Source organism: Rhizobium anhuiense bv. trifolii (genome assembly GCF_024346605.1).
Classification (GTDB): Bacteria; Pseudomonadota; Alphaproteobacteria; order Rhizobiales; family Rhizobiaceae; genus Rhizobium; species Rhizobium anhuiense.
In genome coordinates this window covers 1,134,591-1,153,555 of the sequence record NZ_CP098803.1, presented here as the reverse complement: position 1 = coordinate 1,153,555, position 18,965 = coordinate 1,134,591, and the positions used below count along the sequence as shown (strand labels likewise).

The 18,965-nt window shown below is 52.7% G+C and carries 15 protein-coding genes and 2 pseudogenes; 11 read left to right on the top strand and 6 right to left on the bottom strand.

The features are described from left to right. Positions 1–650: 650 nt before the first annotated feature. The 11 genes and pseudogenes from NE851_RS14145 to NE851_RS14100 all read left to right on the top strand — a co-directional run bounded on the left by NE851_RS14145 (position 651) and on the right by NE851_RS14100 (position 14,053). Entirely contained in the window at positions 651–2,366 is a 1,716-nt protein-coding gene (locus tag NE851_RS14145) for an ArnT family glycosyltransferase (protein ID WP_254961078.1), read from the top strand. A gap of 263 nt (positions 2,367–2,629) precedes the next feature. Then, on the top strand, positions 2,630–3,772 hold the full coding sequence (locus NE851_RS14140) for a glycosyltransferase (protein ID WP_254961076.1): 1,143 nt from the start codon (positions 2,630–2,632) through the stop codon (positions 3,770–3,772). Positions 3,773–3,998: 226 nt separating this feature from the next. Next, a complete protein-coding gene (locus tag NE851_RS14135) occupies positions 3,999–4,805 on the top strand; it encodes an ABC transporter permease (protein WP_097595325.1) in 807 nt (268 codons plus the stop codon). Continuing rightward, complete coding sequence (locus NE851_RS14130; protein ID WP_245434924.1) at positions 4,795–6,114, top strand: ABC transporter ATP-binding protein; 1,320 nt, start codon at positions 4,795–4,797, stop codon at positions 6,112–6,114. Before NE851_RS14135 ends, NE851_RS14130 begins: the two co-directional genes overlap by 11 nt. A gap of 3 nt (positions 6,115–6,117) precedes the next feature. After that, on the top strand, positions 6,118–6,807 hold the full coding sequence (locus NE851_RS14125; protein WP_097595327.1) for a class I SAM-dependent methyltransferase: 690 nt from the start codon (positions 6,118–6,120) through the stop codon (positions 6,805–6,807). Positions 6,808–6,860: 53 nt separating this feature from the next. Next, complete coding sequence (locus tag NE851_RS14120; RefSeq protein WP_097595328.1) at positions 6,861–8,060, top strand: class I SAM-dependent methyltransferase; 1,200 nt, start codon at positions 6,861–6,863, stop codon at positions 8,058–8,060. Between the two features lie 534 nt (positions 8,061–8,594). Then, a complete protein-coding gene (locus NE851_RS14115; RefSeq protein ID WP_097595329.1) occupies positions 8,595–10,649 on the top strand; it encodes a DCC1-like thiol-disulfide oxidoreductase family protein in 2,055 nt (684 codons plus the stop codon). Positions 10,650–10,886: 237 nt separating this feature from the next. Then, on the top strand, positions 10,887–10,961 hold the full coding sequence (locus NE851_RS35355; RefSeq protein ID WP_097595362.1) for a hypothetical protein: 75 nt from the start codon (positions 10,887–10,889) through the stop codon (positions 10,959–10,961). A 360-nt stretch (positions 10,962–11,321) separates the two neighbouring features. Further along, positions 11,322–11,474: pseudogene (locus tag NE851_RS14110) on the top strand (IS21 family transposase); the annotation flags it as partial. Positions 11,475–11,489: 15 nt separating this feature from the next. After that, positions 11,490–11,944 (top strand): annotated as a pseudogene (locus tag NE851_RS14105) (IS66 family transposase zinc-finger binding domain-containing protein); the annotation flags it as partial. 141 nt (positions 11,945–12,085) lie between these two features. Then, complete coding sequence (locus NE851_RS14100; protein ID WP_245450284.1) at positions 12,086–14,053, top strand: hypothetical protein; 1,968 nt, start codon at positions 12,086–12,088, stop codon at positions 14,051–14,053. A gap of 45 nt (positions 14,054–14,098) precedes the next feature. Here the strand turns inward: NE851_RS14100 and rffA are convergent, their stop codons facing one another. The 6 genes from rffA to NE851_RS14070 form a co-directional block, all read right to left on the bottom strand. Next, positions 14,099–15,241, bottom strand: a complete 1,143-nt coding sequence (gene rffA, locus NE851_RS14095; RefSeq protein ID WP_254961070.1) for a dTDP-4-amino-4,6-dideoxygalactose transaminase — start codon at positions 15,239–15,241, stop codon at positions 14,099–14,101. Between the two features lie 197 nt (positions 15,242–15,438). Beyond that, entirely contained in the window at positions 15,439–16,326 is an 888-nt protein-coding gene (locus NE851_RS14090; protein WP_245434930.1) for a class I SAM-dependent methyltransferase, read from the bottom strand. Continuing rightward, positions 16,323–16,742 (bottom strand): GtrA family protein, encoded by a 420-nt coding sequence (locus tag NE851_RS14085; protein WP_245434931.1) that lies wholly within the window; start codon positions 16,740–16,742, stop codon positions 16,323–16,325. The genes NE851_RS14090 and NE851_RS14085 overlap by 4 nt, the downstream gene beginning before the upstream one ends. A gap of 10 nt (positions 16,743–16,752) precedes the next feature. After that, on the bottom strand, positions 16,753–17,658 hold the full coding sequence (locus NE851_RS14080) for a glycoside hydrolase family protein (RefSeq protein ID WP_245434933.1): 906 nt from the start codon (positions 17,656–17,658) through the stop codon (positions 16,753–16,755). 5 nt (positions 17,659–17,663) lie between these two features. Then, entirely contained in the window at positions 17,664–18,329 is a 666-nt protein-coding gene (locus tag NE851_RS14075) for an acetyltransferase (protein ID WP_097595333.1), read from the bottom strand. Further along, positions 18,326–18,961 carry a class I SAM-dependent methyltransferase gene (locus NE851_RS14070; RefSeq protein ID WP_097595334.1) on the bottom strand — a complete coding sequence of 212 codons (636 nt, stop codon included), beginning with the start codon at positions 18,959–18,961 and terminating at the stop codon, positions 18,326–18,328. Before NE851_RS14070 ends, NE851_RS14075 begins: the two co-directional genes overlap by 4 nt. Positions 18,962–18,965 lie beyond the last annotated feature (4 nt).

Genomic DNA, 18,965 nt, shown 5'->3' with positions numbered 1-18,965 from the left:
GCCAGCGCGCCGACCGCTATGGTGATGTCAGGATGCCAAAGAGCGAAGCGGGGCAGCGCAGCGTGCCCCTTCCACCGCTGGCAGTGATCGCCTTGAAGACCTGGAAAAGGATTTGCCCAGATAGCGAGGCCAGCCTCGCCTTCCCTAATGAGGCCGGAAAGATCGACTATCGTGCGAACCTGGTCCAGCTAGGGCTGGCCGGCGCTACAGGCCGCCGGCGTCACGATCAGAACCGAGAAGGTCGATGAGGAAGGCAATCCGATACTGGCGCCGAAATACCCCGGCTTCCATGCGTTGCGGGATTGGTACGCCTACTGGCTGCTCAGCAGGAAAGTTGACGGCGGCCTCGAGCTGACAGCGAAGGCAGTGCAGACACGAATGGGCCACAGCTCCATCCAGGTGACGTTCGACACTTACGGCCACCGGTCTCCGGCGGCCGGCGACGGCGAAGAGATGGCGGCGGCAGAGCGCGCGCTTTTTTGCTGTGCCGGTGGAGGGCTGCGCGACAAGGCCGCAAACATGGAGACGAAAAATCAAAGCTTTCAATCTATTAGGCCCTGTGTCCGGGATTGCCATCTGAACCCAGGAAATTTAAGAACGACGCACTAGCAAAAACCCTGAACTCAAAGCGCAAACTAGAGGGACTAACGTTGATTGCTGCGACGATGCCAAAGAACTTATTGAAGACAGTGCTTTTGCTTTTTTTGATAATTTACATTTCGATAAATTTGAGATGGATATTTGTTTATAGAAATGAGGGCCTGTTCGACATAGACGAGTCCGCATACCTTATGATGGCGGTCAAGAACTATTATTCTTACGTCCAAGGCGGATTGCGGTTGTGGCTTTCTTCAGTAGAAGCACCCAATGCGGCTTCGCCTTTGACATCGGCCCTTGCATCGCTTTTGTTCATATTCACAGGCCCGCGTCTTGCATTCGGTATATACGTACCGCTGCTCGCGTGCTTAGCAACGGTAGTCGCAATATATTATATTGCCAAACAAAGTAGCATCCAACGGGTTCCAGAGATAAGCGCGTTAGTCGTAGCCACGACACCGCTTCTGGTGAATTATTCACGCAGCTTTCACTTCGCAATCCCGGCAACAGCCTGCACAACTCTGGCGTTGCTTTGCTTAATAAGATCTCAGCAGGCTAAACGTTGGCCCTGGATCATCGCTTTTGGTTTTTTTGTTGGCCTAATGCCGCTTGCTCGAACAATGACGATCGCATTCATCCCGTGCTTGGGCTTGGCTGCGTTTGTATACGTGGCTGCTCCTCCAGGTGAACGACTTGCACGAATTGGACGGCTAGTTATGGCTGGCGCAGTCGCTTTCGCGACCGCCCTTACCTGGTTGTTTTTAAACGGAAAGTACGTAGCCGAATACTTATTCAACTTCGGATACGGAGCAAGGGCAGCGGAGTTCGGCCCCAAGTTGTCATTTATCCACAGCGTCATTTACATGATCCAAATATTTCTTGATCAAGTTTACGCTCCACACTTCATCGTAATTTCAATTGGCATCACAATATCCATTCTTCTGTTTTTCAAAAATCTCCTGTGCTCCGACAGGAACGAATGGCTTTTAAAATACGCCAGCTCTCCAATAACTCCCATATCAATCTTTGTAATATTTTCTTTTCTAATTTTGTCGTCCTCGCAAAATAAAGGCACGGCATTTATTGCACCGCTCCTCCCGCCAACGATTTTTCTTTCGACGTGGGCGATTTTCAGACTTAGTCCCAATCGCCTATATGGAATCGCAGTAGCTAGCGCGCTGACTTTCATATCCATGTATGCATTTATACCGATGGTAGACCTGAACTCCGAGACATCTAACCGTACGACGCATTGGCTCCCCTTCTATGGAAAGGTCGTTTATTCGGACGGCAGTGGAACCATGCAGGGGTACGAGGCAGCCTTCGGAATAAACACGACGGAACCGGGCAAAGCATTGCCCCCGGAGATGGCGGAAGCGTGGAATCAAATAAATCAGGACACGCTTGATGCGATTACGCCCCTTATGGGGGCAACGAGAACTGTCGCATTCGGCTTCAGAAACGCGGTGTATAATGTTAACACGCTCGGCTTGACCAATAGCCTTCGCGGCCAAGCGCCCCTCAACTTATCTCAAATAGAGCCATTGATAACGGGCGAAAGCGCTGAAGGATACCTCGCCTGGTTTGTGTCTGGACCCGCAGGACGTGCATGTGTGCTTCTATCGTCGCCTGGTGAAAAAGGCGAGTTCCCCCCCTACGTTAATACAGCGCTAGTTGAGTTTGCAGCAAAACAAACCGGGTTTGTGGCGGCTCAAACTTTAAGTATGCCAAACGGGAGGGCTGTGACAATTTGGAAGCGACCTTGTTGAAACACGCCGGTGGTAGCAGCCTTCGTTTTCGCGCGGATTGAGCAGATCTTGCATTTGTGAGCGCGTATGACGAGCTGGTAGCATTGCTGCTCGTCCGTCATACAAAACGCACACAGGGGCTATTTGCGACGTAGCAGCAACACGCCTTTGATAAATGGCGTGCGAGCCAAACCAAATTAATGCCCTCTATCTCGTGCGTGCCTACTTCCGCTTGAATGGTGGGCACTCTTTGAGATATGGGAGCGTCCAAAATGGAGTATTCAATGCTTTCCAACGATCCTAAGTTCGCTGCGAACGATGCGCCTTATCAGGAGTGGCTGGCTCCGGTCTTGTCGATAGTGGTGCCGAGCTTCAACGAGCGAGATAATATCGAGCTTTTGTACAATAAACTCTCATTAGCTCTGCGCGGCACACCCTTCGAAATGATTGTGGTAGATGATAATAGCCCCGATGGGACTGCTGAGTTTACGAAGGAATTGGCAGGAAAGCATAGCAATATACGATGCTTGCGCCGTTTTGGCCGCAGAGGGCTTTCGTCCGCGTGTGTAGAGGGAATAGCATCGGCATCTACGCCCTACGTTGCAGTGATGGATGCGGATCATCAACATGACGAACGCATTATTCCCCAAATGCTCCAGGAAATCATTGGGGGAGCAGACCTAGCGATAGGTTCGCGCTATGTAGCCGCGGGGTCAGCCGGGGACGGGTTCTCTGGGGCTCGACTAAAGGGTAGCCAGCTTGCGACACATCTGTCTTCGATGGTAACTGGACAAGCGATCTCCGACCCGATGAGTGGCTTTTTTATGGTGCGAAGAGACCTCTTCGACGCTGTCGCGCCCAAGCTGAGCAAAGAAGGTTTCAAGATCCTGCTTGACATGGTTGTTGTTTCGAGGCGCCAAGGAAGGGAGCTTGAAATCGCAGAAGTGCCATACACATTTCGTTCGCGTCACTCGGGTGAGAGCAAAATGAGTTCTCTCGTTGTCGTGCAGTTCTTGGGCCTTTGGTTTTCTCAGTTGACCGGTGGCTTGCTGCCTACGAGTTTCCTGTTGTTTGCGATGGTTGGTGCAAGCGGCGTCGTCGTCCATATGACTGTACTTGCAATATTCACAGCGCTCTTGGCCGAGGGATTCGTTATAAGCCAGGTTGCAGCGACCCTCGTAGCTATGACCTGGAACTTTTTACTTAACAACACGCTGACCTATTCAGACAAAAAACTGAAAGGTCGTAAGTTGTGGATCGGCCTTGCCGGCTTCTGCGCAATCTGCTCTCTCGGAGGGATAGCGAATATTTCTGTAGCAACCGCGATATATGAATTCCGCCAACAGGCATCCATCGCCGGACTTGCTGGGGCATTGATGAGTTCAGTGTTCAACTACGCCGTCACGCGAGTCTTTACTTGGCGCTAACGCCAGCGGACCCGACCCTGCCAGGGCGAAGGGTTCAGTTGCGAGCAGGCTGCTTTTCGACAGGTGAAGGGGTAGATCGGCATGCGCGTGCATTTGCCTTAACATGCGTGGTTGGGATGAAGCGTGTGATGAGCTTAACCTCCCGAATTCAACGCCATTGCCCGTTTTTACGGGCGCAGATTGTTGTGCAATTGATGCACCCCATTGAAAGTATAAGGCCGATCCCATGATCGAAACGTTGCGCGTCATATGGCGCCACAGAACTCTCATTTGGAGGCTGGCACAGCGTGAAACTGAAGCCCGCTTCCGTGGGTCATTGTTGGGAATAATTTGGGTGGCACTCGTGCCACTCATAATGCTTGCTGTGTACAGCTTGGTTTTTGGATCTATTCTGAATGCGGGTTGGCACTCTCCCACGGCTGGGCAGGCCCAAGAATTCAGCTTTTCCATGCTAATTTTCATTGGCCTAACCCTTTTCGGGGTGCTCGCAGAAACCATAAACCGATCTCCATCACTTATCTTGGAGAATCCGTCTTATGTTAAGAAAGTGACGTTTCCTCTTCAGATATTGCCGGTTGTAGCATTGCTTTCAACTCTGATTAACGCAGCAGTATCATTGGCAATATTTTTTATATTTTATCTATTCATGTACGGCCTACCGAATGAAAGCGTTCTATATTTACCTGCTGTCATTTTTCCTTTTGTTCTGCTCTGTCTAGGAGCTTCCTACTTCCTAGCTTCTCTGGGAGTCTTTCTGAGAGACATGAAACACGTTACAGGCCCTGTTACGACCGCGCTTATGTTTCTTTCGCCAGTTTTTTACGCCCCCGACAATCTACCAGAGAATTACAGGCAATTGCTTTATCTGAACCCAGTGACGCCGGTAGTGATACAGGCACGGGACGTTATTTTCTGGGGTAGAGCACCGAGCCCGTTGGAATGGGGTGCATATATGGTGGTGGCCTTGCTGATTTATGCGCTTGGCTCCGCATGGTTCCAACGAACCCATAAGGCCTTTGCTGATGTTATCTGAAATTGTGATTGAAGCCACATCGTTGAGCAAAGCATACTTGATCTATAGTAAGCCGCAAGATCGTTTGAAGCAAATGTTTCTCCGGTGGCGCAAGTACTACCAGGAGTACTGGGCCGTTCAAAATGTAGATCTCTCAATTAGAAGAGGGGAGACGGTCGCGATTGTGGGTAGAAACGGCTCGGGTAAATCCACGCTGCTGCAGATGATCGCGGGAACCTTGCAACCAAATGGAGGGTCGCTGCGTGTTCACGGTCGTGTGGCTCCGCTTCTTGAACTTGGCGCAGGGTTCAACCCTGAATTCACGGGAAGAGAGAACATTCGTCTTTCAGCCTTCATTCTCGGCCTTACTGATCGAGAGATCAGAGAACGGGAAGAGTCCATTATCGAATTCTCGGGGATCAGCGATTTTGTCGATCAGCCGGTCAAGACCTATTCGTCCGGTATGTATGCAAGACTTGCGTTTGCTGTTGCAGCCCATGTGGATGCCGACATTCTCATTGTCGACGAAATCCTTGCTGTCGGGGATGCGGCCTTTGCGCAAAAGTGTATGCGCTACATCAGGAAATTCCGTGAACATGGTACGATCCTCTTTGTCTCGCACGACACCTCCGCTGTGACTGCGCTTTGTGATCGCGCGATATGGATGGACAAGGGTCGAATACGTGCCGAGGGCTCGGCTAAAGATGTCAGTCTTCGGTACCAAGCTTCGCTTCAGGAGGAAGCGGACGGGCAAACGCTGTCAATAGAAGGCCGCCGGAGAGACGTGGCCAACATTAAAAGGGATACGCGCCGCGATTTGATCCGCAACTCCGACAAACGCAACGAGATACATGTTTTTGAGTTCGATCCGGCAGCGCCGTCTTTTGGCGCAGGCGGCGGAAAAATCACGAGTGTACGCATCCTGGATAACGAAGGAAAATTGCTTTCCGTTATTGAAGGTGGAGAGGACCTAGTTATCGAAGTCAGCTGTAGAGCCGATAATGCGCTCCATGGGCCGATAGTTGGATTCCTGGTTCGAGACCGGCTGGGTCAGAGCATATTCGGTGACAACACGTTTTTGACGCAGGCGGCTTCACCACTTCATATTCCAGCTGGCGGCGAATTTCGAGCTCGGTTTGCGTTCCAGATGCCTTATTTGCCAAGTGGCGATTACGCGATAGCAACGGCCTTGGCAGAAGGGACACAGGCGGATCATCGCCAACATCACTGGGTAGACGAGGCTCTGATTTTTCATTGCGAGAGTAGTCACGTAACGCATGGCTTGATAGGGCTGCCGATGTCCGAGATTAACTTAATTTACGGGAATTAGGAAATGGCCACAGGGCTCTGCTGCTCGGTTTGCGGATCAACGGAATTTAAATTTAGTGAGGTACTGTGGGATGGGCTGGCGGACGAGTGGCAGATGTCTGCGGAAGAACGTCGCTATATCGACAGGCAGCAAGGTGAGCAATGCACCAGTTGCGGATCAAACCTCCGGTCGATAGCACTCGCCGATGGGCTGCGAAATGTATTTTCGACAGATAAAACTCTCTCGGATTTTGTTGCGTCCGCCAGTTCGAAGGCTTCCATTCTCGAAATTAACGAAGCAGGAACATTGCATTCCCTGCTTATGAAATTGCCGGGGCATGTGTTTGCCGAATACCCCCGTGTAGATATGCACGCAATCCCCTTCGATGCGGAGAGTTTCGATGTCGTTGTCCATTCTGATACGCTGGAGCATATTGAAAATCCTGTACATGCCTTGCAGGAATGTCGCAGAGTGTTAAAAGCTGGCGGAGCCCTTTGCTTCACCGTCCCTATCATTGTCGGTCGAATGTCGCGTTCGCGCGACGGTCTTAAACCGTCCTATCATGGCGATCCAACTCTCAGCGCAAGCGACTATCTCGTCCACACCGAATTCGGGGCAGATGCTTGGGCCTACATTATGCAGGCCGGATTTTCACAGCTCCGTATTTTTGCGGTTGAGTATCCCGCAGCGATGTCGTTTGTAGCGATTCGTTGATGACGGTACTGCATGCAGCAAGTTAGACAGTTCGGAATAGGGGATCGCACAAAATGCAAGAAGAGGCAATGAGCTCGCTAGAGTTCACCGGTGAGCGCTTTCACCCCGAACTCAACGGCGAAATCCGGCAGGAGCATATGCATCGTTATGCGTGGTGCCGGGAGCTAGCAGAAGGCAAAGACGTTATTGACGTTGCGTCAGGAGAGGGGTTTGGCTCGGCCATGTTGGCTGAGCACGCGGTGTCGGTCATTGGTGTTGATGTTTCCGGCGAGGCCGTCGCGCATGCATCGTGTCGTTACACGCGCGAGAACCTAACGTTTAAGCAAGGCGACGCTGCAGCGATCCCATTGCCGGACGAAAGCGCCGATTTGGTTGTATCGTTTGAAACAATCGAGCACGTCTCAAATCAGCAGAGTGCGATCGCTGAATTCTCCCGCCTCTTGCGTCCGAACGGGCTTCTGGTCATCTCCTCGCCGAACGTAGATATTTACTCCACCAGGCAGGCATACGACAATCCGTTTCATACGAAAGAGCTAAACCGTAAGGATTTTATCGATCTCCTAAAAGATCACTTCGGTGCGGTTCGAATATTCGGTCAGCGCTTGCTAGTATCTTCGACCATTTTGCCGGCAGATGCATCTACATCAGAAGCGGAGGTGCTGGTGGATGACGGAGAAATAAGGAGGGTTACTCGTGAAGCACCACAGAGTATGTATTTCATTGCTATCGCTGCCCATAGTGAAGGCACCTTAACACTGAAACAGGCATCTTTTCTTCTAAGCGAACGCTATGACGTCTATTGGCAGATGAAAGATGAGCTGACCGCCACTGGAAAGACGATGGAGCAGCTGAAAGACGAACTGACCGGGACTAGGAAGGAGATGGAACGGATTCAAGGGCACCTGGAAGCGGTTCTTGCCGAATTTGCGCCCCTCAAGAGCGAAGTGGTGAAGTTGCGGACAGAGCACGGCTTGGCTAACCAACTCAAGCACTTGAATGTCATCGCGAAGAGCGGGCTGTTCGACGCGAAGTTCTACGGATCTCAATCCGGCAAAATGGGATTGTGGAAATCGCAACTCTTAAAGGATTATGTCGTTCGCGGTGAGCAGGCAGGATTGGCGCCATCCCCATTATTTGACCCATCTTTCTATGCCGCAAGCTACCCGGACGTGGTGGAAAGCGGAATGGGGCTTCTTATGCACTTTATAGTTGCCGGAAAAAAAGAGGGGCGGTTACCGAAGGCGCCTGACTGAGCAGCTCGCCGACTTCTCAATACGCGGCGTTCCGAGCGCTCCTAGCTACAGGCGTAGCCGCTTATCCATCCAGCCCGTGAGCTGGGCATCGGCTGAGAGCAGCAATGTCTTCCAGATTGCATACCGCGATAATTCCCGTGGTCGCAACGCACCCGCCACCAAAACTTTCGGAGCCTTTGGGACCGCGTCCATACCACGGACCTGACGTCGCGCTTTGCATAGCATGCTCTACCCCGGAGATGATTTCTCCAAAATTCACCGTATTTCCTCATCTTTTGTGCAAACATTGTCTTGAGCACACGTCGAGCAGCAGTTGAACTCTTTATCGCTTTCAGCACGTTCAGATCATCTGGAAGCTCGCCGGCCCTTATCGTCATGGAGCGGGAACAGCATATTTTGCGTCCCAGAACATGGTAGAACGTCTAGCGTTCACCAAAAAAGGAGTGCGTCTAGCCAATTGGGCCTGTCCCGCTTCCCTGATTTTTGCTAGTTGCACGAGCTAAAGACCGTCGCCGCGCAGCCGGAGCCCCATTTATGAGCACATTCGACGTTTCTACGAATGATAAATCAGCGTTTCACCTGTCCAGCACAGGCCGAAGGCTGGTGTTGCTTAGTGTTTTCTATGCGTTCACGCTGTTGATGTGCTGGGCCTTCGAAACCGAAGGATACATCACGAGGTTCAGTGCCTTTTTTGGGTCATTGGCGGTCATAATTATTGCCGTAAGATATGGACCGGCTGCGCGGGTTTACGAACGCCTAAATTCGTTTTCTGCTTTTCTCGAACGACGTGGTGCGTTTGAATCAAATCCAGTGAACGAGGCGCCCAAATTCGCGCTTCTCCGGATGGGCTTCGGGCTCATCATGATTTATCGCGCCTACTGGCTGCTGCACTACCTCACCTCTTCAGATTGGAGCGACTATCGCGTTTTCGTTCCGGCGTTGGTAAGCATCGTTGGCGGTTTGATGGTGGCTTCTGGCATGTTCACACAGCTCGCCTTGGTAGTCCTGATTGTCTTCCAATGGCAGGTTGGCGACACCTCGCTTAGAACTTCGACGCTCGGAAATGATATCGCTGCGCTCTTCGGGTTATTGCTGATATTTGCCAATGCCGGCGCTCATTTTTCGGTTGATGCAAGGTTGCGACGCCAGCCGCACCTCTTCGGACGCCTCGTTGCCGCTGGCTATTACCGCAACGGCCTCGCGCCCACAGCCACCTTGCAGGCGGCAAAGTTCCTTGCGCTTCTGGGATATGGTGCTGTCTGTCTCTATTCACTTGCAATGCATCTTGGGGAGCCTGCTTGGATGCAGGGTTATGCTGGGCCACAACTTCTGACAAACAACTTCATGTCGATTTTCGGCGATGAGTTCGCCCAGTTATTCACTTACTCCAGTGTATTCGTAATGCTCGCCCGCATCGCATTGTGGGGGATGTTGCCTTGGTACCTTCTCGTCGTAGCATGCGTAGTGTGGGGCGGATGGCCAAGGACCTACGCGCTCATCTGGGCATTCTTATTCTTCTGTCTCAGCAAGTTCGTCTTGAGCCTAGGCATGCTGGCTGAATTCGAGTTTCTGTTCTTTGCAGGTCTTTTTTGGCAGCGGGCTTTCATCTCCGGAGCCAAAACCTTGAATGTCGCCTACGACGACCGATGCAACCTCTGCGACCGGACGGTGAATTTCATTAAAGCGACGGATATATTCAACCGGGTGCAGCTAAGGCCGCTTTCGAAGAATACTAAATGGCTCACAGCGCATGGTATCGACCCGAGTGAAGCTCAAAAGGACCTATACGGTATCGATGCCAGTAGCCAGACGGTAGCTGCGAAGGGGTATGACTTTTATCTGTTGCTGACCAAGAAGGTTGCGTTGCTCACCCCCTTCTACCCTATTTTACTTGCGGCAAGTTTCGTGGGTGGGCGGGCCATCTATCGTTTCATCGCAGACCGCCGCACGAAGCTATTTGGGGTTTGCCACCTTCCTACTCCGAAGAAGGAGTATGTCCTGCTTCCTGAAGGCCAGACGGTAGAAGCTAAGATGTCTTTCAGAGATCCTATAACCCCATTTTTTCTTCACGTGGCGTTTCTAACAATTTGCTATGTGACGACAATCCCAACTCCATGGATCTTTCTGTCAGCTCCGAAGTCGCCTATACAATCTTCCCTTTCCCTTTTGGGCCCGTTCGGCGATGCCGCCCACGTCTATGGGATCACACCTATCAACGTGTTCAACCACTATGACCTAGGGCTCGCGGAGAATTGGTTCACGCTGAGTAAGATTGATTCGGATGGCAAGGCCTCTCTCCTCCCAGTCCTCGACGAGCACGGAAAGAGGCTCGCCGCGCATCGTTCTGATCGGAACTATTTCGGCGGTACCCTAACTTTCAGGAGGTCCGTGATAGACACAAAGGGCTGCCAGTACGACAGCCATGCTGAAATTATCAACTACTTGGCCGAAAGTGCCGGGGGACATCACGGTAACTATATCTACAGGCAGTACCACCAGACTCTGCCTGACTCTTCAAAGCTAATTAGCGGAATATACGAAGCACAGCCTATCAGCGTGGTTTGCGATATCAATTTCGCCCTCAAGTGAGGCCGCCTGAAGCCTCCCCCACGGCCAACCAAAGCGGAGCCCCGTCTCCCAGTCCGCACATATTAGCCCGATGCACTGAAGTTACGTCACTAATTCCGTAGTTAGCGACGTAGTTAAGGGTGAACTTATGGGGAGGGTTGAGATTCTGACAGGCTTCCAGTGCGACCGTGTCTGGACCGAGGAGGACAAGCTTCGGATCCTGGAGGAGGTTGAGACGAGTGTTCTAGCGTAGCCGAAATTGCCCGCCGGCACGATATTCTCCCGCAGCAGATTTACACCTGGCGGAAAAAACTTGGTCGCGTCATCAGGTAGCCGGGTGGAGCAGGCATGAGGCTGTTGTCGGTGGCGCTGATGGGGGTGGATGCGGAAAGCGAACCAGATTCGCGCCGCGGCAGCAGAGAACGTCACGGCAAACGGCCGGCAAAATCATCGCGCATTGAGATCGGCTGCAAAGGTGGCCGCGTCTTGAAGGTCGATGCCTCGATTGCGCCGGAAACGCTGAAGGTGTCAGTATCGGAGCAATACTCCCCAATAGTGCCGTTTGAATCTTCCCTAGGTGTTGCGGCCGCCGGTCTTCCGGGGCGCGCCCCGGAAGACCGGCGGCGTGTCATCGCCGATACTCCTTCCGATGGTCGGAAGGGGGATGTTGGTGATCAAACTGAGGGAGACGAGATCCTGGATCTGCATCAGCTGGGGCTGACGGTGTCGGCTATTTCCAGAGAAACTGGCACCGATCGCAAGACGGTGCGTAAATACACCGAGCGCGGCCTCGAGGCTCCGGCCTATGGTCCAAGAAAGCCTCGGGCGACGGTCATCGATCCCTTCGCTTCATCCTGCGGGAGCGGGTCTGAGCGTAAGGCGCGCTTCTCGAGCTGATGGAACTACAGCTTGGGGAACTTGAAGTTGACTCCCGCGAAGACGAACTGGCGGCGGACTTCGCAGCCAAGACCTCAACCGCCGCCCCGACGAGTTGCCCTGCTGCGGCTTCGGCAAGCTGTCAAAGCTCGGCGAAGACATTACCGACACCTTGGAGATCATCCCCTCGATGGAAGGTCATCCAGACGGTGCGGGAGAAGTTTATCTGCCGCGAATGCGAGAAGATCAGCCGACCACCGGCATCCTTCCATGTAAGACCGCGCGGGTTTGCAGGACCGAACCTCTTGGCGATGGTTCTGTTTGAGAAGTTCGCCCCGCACCAGCCACTCAACCGCGAGAGCGAACGCTATGCTCGCGAGGGTATTGACCTCAGGCTATCGAGGCTGGCCAACCAAGTCGAAGCATGCGCCGCGGGGGTGCATTTGAAAACGTTGAGGACTTCATTTTAGTGCTTGCCATACGAGGATGGATTGTTATGACCTAAATGGATGCTGCCTCCTTTAAAGAAGAAAACACAATATGGATGACTATGCTCGATGGCTAGCACGGCTGATCGTAGAATGAACTTCGGTATCGCCTTCCTATTTACGATTTCCTTGTGGGCTTCAGCCCGCATCTTGGGACTAGAAGCGCAGCTAACCTTGGCTCTTATAGTTGTCGCAATTTTTCTTTCGGGTCGGGTTACGGGTATAATTTCCGGAATTAACGAACCGTTTTTAGAATTTATTGCTGGATTTTCAATCATATCGTATTTATTATTGATATCTCAATATTTTAGCTTATTTTTACAATGCTCTATAATTTCATTTATTTTTTTTATTTTGATTTGCGCATATTTTCGGTGCAGCACCACAAGCAGATCGAGAAATGATCTAGTTTTAGGAATAGTCGTCGCCTTATTTACCTTCATTTGGTCTTACGACTTAGTCACCCGACTGCAGGAATTCAAAGAAACTGGCAAGCTCCAGTTCTGGTCAGACATTCTCCTGCATGCTGGGACGATCGCGCAATTCAGCGCTTCTAGCTCCCTACATCGTGGAATGACATCCATGGCAGATGTCCAACTTCCGCTCTACCACGTTGCCAGTTATATGCCGACAGCACTCGTTGCTCGATTATCTGAGATATCGGCTTTAAATGCCGCAGTCTTGGTGTGGATACCTTTAGGCACTCTTACTATGGCGACTGGTATCGTTGCGCTAGGCATAGCACTTGGAGGGAGAGGAATTGCCCTGGTTGCGCTGACAGCGATAGCGCTCGTCCCAAGCCCAGATCGAATTATACTTGGCAACGGTCTTCTGAGCTTCCCTTGGCTCCTGGATGCAGCTCCGGGAACAGCATATAGCCTGGGCGTGGCCTGCGGTTCGATCGCCATGCTTATTTACTGGATGAAAACGAAAAGTCGCGCTGCACTCGTCGTTGGCTCGTTCCTATGCGCCGCTTGCCTCTTAGTCCGAGCAAATACATTTGCGTGGTTGGCGCCCTGCCTAGTCCTCAGTTTAGTTGTGGGAACGACAAAGCTTTCAAGGAGCCAAAAAATACTGAGTGTTATCTGCGGATTGGCCCTGCTTTGCCTTTTGTTGATCGCGATCTCCTGGTCGGAAATCCGCACAAATGCGGCAGATTTCCTCTTCTCGTACGTGGAAACGGTACATCTAGGCCAGCCACCGACCGGCTATCAGGCGCTCTACCCCCGCCTCACCCAAACGTTAGGACGTGAGGGCGCGGCCGTGATCGGCATAGGACTTGTATTTACGGGAATATTAGGCCCCTGGATTGCAATCTTTTTCGGAGCCGCAGCGGTATGCGGCACTCAAAAAAAGCTGGTTGAGTTCGACGCGATACCATTTTTGCTGTTGGCGGTGGCTTCGATTATGGTGATTTTGGCACCCATGCCGCCTAATGGGGACATTACAGAATTTCGGCATCGCGCAGGCCCACTTCTTGTGGTTGTCACATGCGTCTGGTCGGTCAGATTTATCGCCATGGCGGCTCCGGCGCTTCTTCCCGGCGCGACCGCAACGGCCTCATGGAAACTGCTAGTGTTCGCCGCAACGATCTCGCTTGCATTGATGGCGACCAATATTTCTGAATTGCGACGTCCACAAATGGATTGGGCAAAGAATTTTTATGATGTCCAATTCCCTCCCGCGCTTTTTGCGGTCGCCTCGGAGCTCGAGAAAAATGTCGAAGATACTCCCCGATTCGTTGTTGCCGGTCAGCCTGAGGCGTCCCGAGACATTGACGATGCATCTGCATTGGTGGCTCTAAGCGGTATCCCCGCTTATATTTCCCGGCCACGCCTTTTCGAACTGCGCAGCGATAATGTCGGGAACGAAGCAAGACGGAGGATCGAAGTCGTTAAACGGCTTGACGCTGCTCCAACGGTTTCGGCGCTCAAGCAACTAATGGCGTCTGAACATATTACTCACTACCTAGTCACAAACACTACGCAGATGGCGTTTGATAGTGAGCGCACTGGCGCAACATGGAAGAGCGGTCAATATGCCATATACACAGACCGATAGGGTGCTGAGCTAACTAGAAATCCTTCTTACTACCTCAGGAATCTTCTAACGTCCTATCGCGCTTTCCAACGAGGTCACGATCAACTGCTGCTGCTGCTCGGTTAGGCCAGCCCAGAGAGGCAACCGAACTAAGCGGCTGGATGCTGCATCCGTCACTTCCATGCTACCGCAAACTCGTCCGTAGCGCCGGCCCGCTGGCGCCGAATGCAACGGAACATAGTGGAATACTGCGCCGATGTTGCGTTGCCTTAGTTGTTGCAGGACTACGTCGCGCTCAACTGCCGGATCCAGAAGAACATAGTACATATGGGCGTTGTGACTGCAGTTGTGCGGCACAAAAGGACGTCGCAGAGTACCTCTGAATTCCTGGGGCGCTAGCGCTTCATGGTACCAATTCCAACTGGCCAAACGCCGATTCGTGATCCTCGTTGCGTCCTCTAGTTGCGCCCAAAGGAATGCGGCGACGATCTCTCCGGGAAGGAATGATGAACCCGCTTCTTGCCATGTGTACTTGTCGACCTGGCCTCTAAAAAACCGACTGCGATCAGTACCCTTTTCTCTGATTATCTCTGCACGCTGAACAAAAATGGGGTCATTGACCAGAAGCGCGCCGCCCTCTCCCGAAATAACGTTCTTCGTCTCATGAAAGCTGTAGGCGCCAATATCACCAATACTTCCCAACGGGCGGCCTTTGTACGTAGCTAGCACGCCTTGGGCCGCATCTTCGATAACTTTCAAGCCGTGACGTCGTGCGATTTCCATGATGGCATCCATCTCACACCCGACACCGGCGTAGTGCACGACAGCGATTGCCTTTGTTCGCGGTGTGATCGCGGCTTCGATCAGAGTCTCGTCGATGTTCAACGTGTCTTCGCGGATGTCGATGAACACAGGGACACCACCACGCAGAACGAATGCATTGGCCGTCGACACGAACGTATAGGAAGGCATGATGATCTCGTCGCCGGGGGAGATGTTCAGCAACAAGGCCGCCATCTCCAAAGCTGCGGTGCACGAGTGTGTCAACAGTGCCTTGACAGTACCTGTTTGAGTCTCAAGCCATTCGTGGCATCGCTTCGTAAACGGGCCGTCACCCGCAAGGGCGCCGTTGAAATGAGATTCGGCTATGTAGTACAGCTCCTTACCGGTCATGTGAGGCCAGTTGAAGGGAATTTTCTGATCACTCATATCATTTCATCTCGATTGCGTGGGCGCTCCGGAGGATGCCATCGATATACGGCCTTACATGTTGAGGCAATGTCCGGTATCCGCCATCATTGAGCGGCGGCGACGTATTCATATACCGGCAGTATTTCGGGCCGCGCTCAAGGTTTGACTATCGCGAGAGGGCAATATGCTGCCGGCGAAAAGCAGATGGGCAACCTTTAGGAGCCCTCGGGCTTGCGAGCCACGACCAGTCGAGAGCCGCCCACAGGCGCGCTGATACCGGCCTTGATGAGGAAAATCTCGCAAGACAACAAAAACTTAAAGATCATATTTACGACGGGCGGCAATTGCAGTTCGGCGCGCACATCGATTTCCCCTAACGGCTTGTCGCGCCTCACTAATCGCGACAACGCCATTGCCGGCAGGAGCAGCGTCACGAAGGACGTGTTTCTAAGGATCTCAAATCCAGCTGCTTCCACCTTTCGACGAAGTTCCGCTTCCGTGTAGCGCCTGAAGTGGCGCGAGTATTCGTCGAGGGTGCTCCAGAGCCAAGGATGTTGAGGCACCGTGATCATGAGCAGACCGCCTTCTTTCAGCGCGGCATGCAGTTGTAATAGGACTAACTCATCTTCCTCGATATGCTCGAGCACATCGAAGGCGCCAACTACTTCGAATTCCTCAATGAATGGAATGTTTCGTGCATCCATTTGCATCAGGGATGCCGTCGGCACGCGTTCGCGGGCGAAGCTCAGGCCAGCGGTAAAGATTTCGCTCCCTGCAATGCGAGCATGCGGATTGAGACGGGCTATGCCTGTGATAACAAAGCCGGTGCCGCAGCCAACCTCCAAAAAGGAACTGAAATTCGGGCGGAACCGCCTCAGCACCCACTGCAACAACTTGTTGCGAGACTGAAACCAAAAATTGTTCGCTTCCAGCCCAGCAAGGTCATCGAAATACCCGGGTTCGAATCCACCTCCGGCCTGGGCCAACTCGGGCGCATATGCCGGCAATCCATCGATCCTTGCGGGAGTCCAGCCGCAAGCCGGACATATCTCACTGTTTTCGGAGGAAGAAAAGACGGTATCGCAGTGAAGACAGCGGATCATCCTACGCATCCATTCATTTTGCCGGCACGGGGAAACACGAAAAACTTGAATGTGGCAAATAGAAAAAGAGCAACAACAATAATGGATACTGCCTGAACATAGGCGTGATTGTAGCCCATACGATCAACGAATACGGCCAGGATTGAATAATTCACGAGATAGCCTATCGCATAGGCCAGCAAGAACCGCAAAGTTGTGGCAAACATTCCATCATTGCTACCAAAGACCCACCGTCGGTTACCCACGAAGCTTATGCAGACGCCAACGCAGTAGAGCACGGTCATCGCCAGCTTCGCGCCGACGCCGAGATAGGTGATACCGAGGTAAAGCACATACCCCGAAATATTTGTGAGAGCGCCCAATGTACCGTAGCGCACAAACTGCGTCAGCGATTGCCAATTGGCGATCGATTTCAAATGGTCAACTCTAGTCGTAAACTGCAAGGCCAAACCCGGTCTTTCCAAAGCGATTCCCATTGTACATCAGGTACCAACGATCTCCGTGAGCGAATACGAACGGATACTCGATCATTTCGCTGTCCCAGCCGGAAGGTGATACATCAATGCCGGCCTCCGACAACTTCAACTCCCATGCCTCGCCGTCATCGCTGGCTGCGTAGCCGATGCGGTAGTTTTCGCCCAGCCCGCTGCGATATGAAAACCACATGTGATAGGATCCGAAGTGGCGTATGACCGTAGGTCGTGAGAAAGCCTGCGCCACCCCGATCTGATGTGGCACTGCGTCGCCTCGCCGCTGCCAGGCGTGTCCATCTTTCGATATCGCCGACTTAATCACGTGCAGCATTTCGCCGTTGCCGGCATCCCAGTTAAGGGTTGAGCCATACCACATCAGAAAGGCGCCGTCTTCGCGCTGTTCGACCCACGGATAGGAGAGGCTGATTGGATCCTCGGCGTTGGTTCCGATGAACGGCCCATGCCGATCGAGTTCAAGTTCCAGCGACGGCGTTACCCGCAAGCGTCCGATATCGCCGCGCCAATGTCCATTAGGAGGATTTTGCCATCCCATAAAAAGCATGTAGAGGCAACCGTCGGCGGTGTAGCAGTTACCGATACTGATCCCGGCTTCATAGAAGCTGCCCGCAGGGCCATGCTCGATGAACGGCGCCACATGCTCCTTGACAACGACCTTTTTCACGATGTCAATATCGACGGCGCCGACGGAAGAACGATTATCGGCGTCACGCCCGCTGAAAAACACCCGATAGACGTCGTTTTCGAGGTGAACCGGTAAAGGATTCGCCGCGTGGGTCCGAAGTTTCGGGTGCGTTCCAGAGGGAATATAAAGTTGGCCAAGCTTATGCCAACGTTTCATGGCGGTCATATCCGCCGCAATTTGGTGCTGGGCACTTTCGACCGCTCCGTCGCCTGCGCGACATACACGCCGTCAGGCTCGGCATCGGCCAGTAGTAGCGCGCCCGCTCCGATCACACACCGGTCTCCGATCTTGATATGATCCCGCAAAGTGACGTTTACGCCGATGAAACATTGTTCACCGACCTCGACGCCACCGGAGACGACCACGTGCGAGGCGATGAACGTATGGTCGCCGATCGTCGAATGATGGCCGATGTGGTTGCCGCTCCATAAGGTGACATTGTCGCCAATGACGGAAAATGGCTGGATCGTGTTGTCCTCAAAAATGAAGCAGTTTTGGCCGATGCGACCATTGTTGAGGACGCTCGCGCGTGAACTGATATAGCTTGCAATTGGGTATCCCAGCGCCTTTGCGGCCTCGTATTTGCTGCGTCGCAAAGCATTTAGTTTCGTGTAGCTCAGGGCGACAAACATCGAATACTCGGAAGGCGGATAGGTTTCGGCTACCGTTTCGAACGGTTCGACAGGTAGAGAGCAGAACTCCGTCTCGCCCAGGTAAGCGCTGTCGACGGTGAACGCGACGATTTGGTAATCGGAATCGTTGGAAAAGTAGGCATGGGCGATTTGGGCGATTTCTCCGGTTCCAAATATGATTAGCCTTTTCCTCATGATTTCCTCACCAGTATCGTGAATTCGTAAAGCCCGTAGTCGTGCAGCAGCGCCACCTCGCGGGAATAGTTTCGCTTGCAGTGATCGAACATTGCGCCCGGATTCGCATAGTACAGGTAGTCGCGCATCCTATCCGCATCGGAATAGGAAGTTAGGCAATTAAAGGCGAAGCCACGGCGGCTGGTCCTGTCGAGCACATCCAGAGTCTTGAGAATATGGGTGTGCCAGACTTCTTCCCCCCCGTCGAGTCGCACGTTGAAGATCCCGCTTGCTATGCCATAGTCTGCAATAGTGTCAGGCTCGCTTGCGACGACGAACCGCCCGTTATCGAAACCGGCGAACCGTTGCGTAGCGGCGGCGATCATGTCGGCCGAAAGATCGATACCAGTATAGCGGACATGTTCGCAATTATTGCGGATGTAATCAAAATAGCTGCCGTAGCCGCATCCCAGATCGTTGACAGAGAAGTCGTCGGAGTTAACGATGACCTTGCTTAGCTGGGCAAATCTCAGAAACTGGCTTTCTTCACCGTTCCAATCAACGCCGCGCGGTGATTGCCCGTGTTCAGCGAGCTTACTGGAGTAGTATTGCGCGACGGCCTTCAGCACGTCCTGCTTGCTCGCATCTGCCAAAATT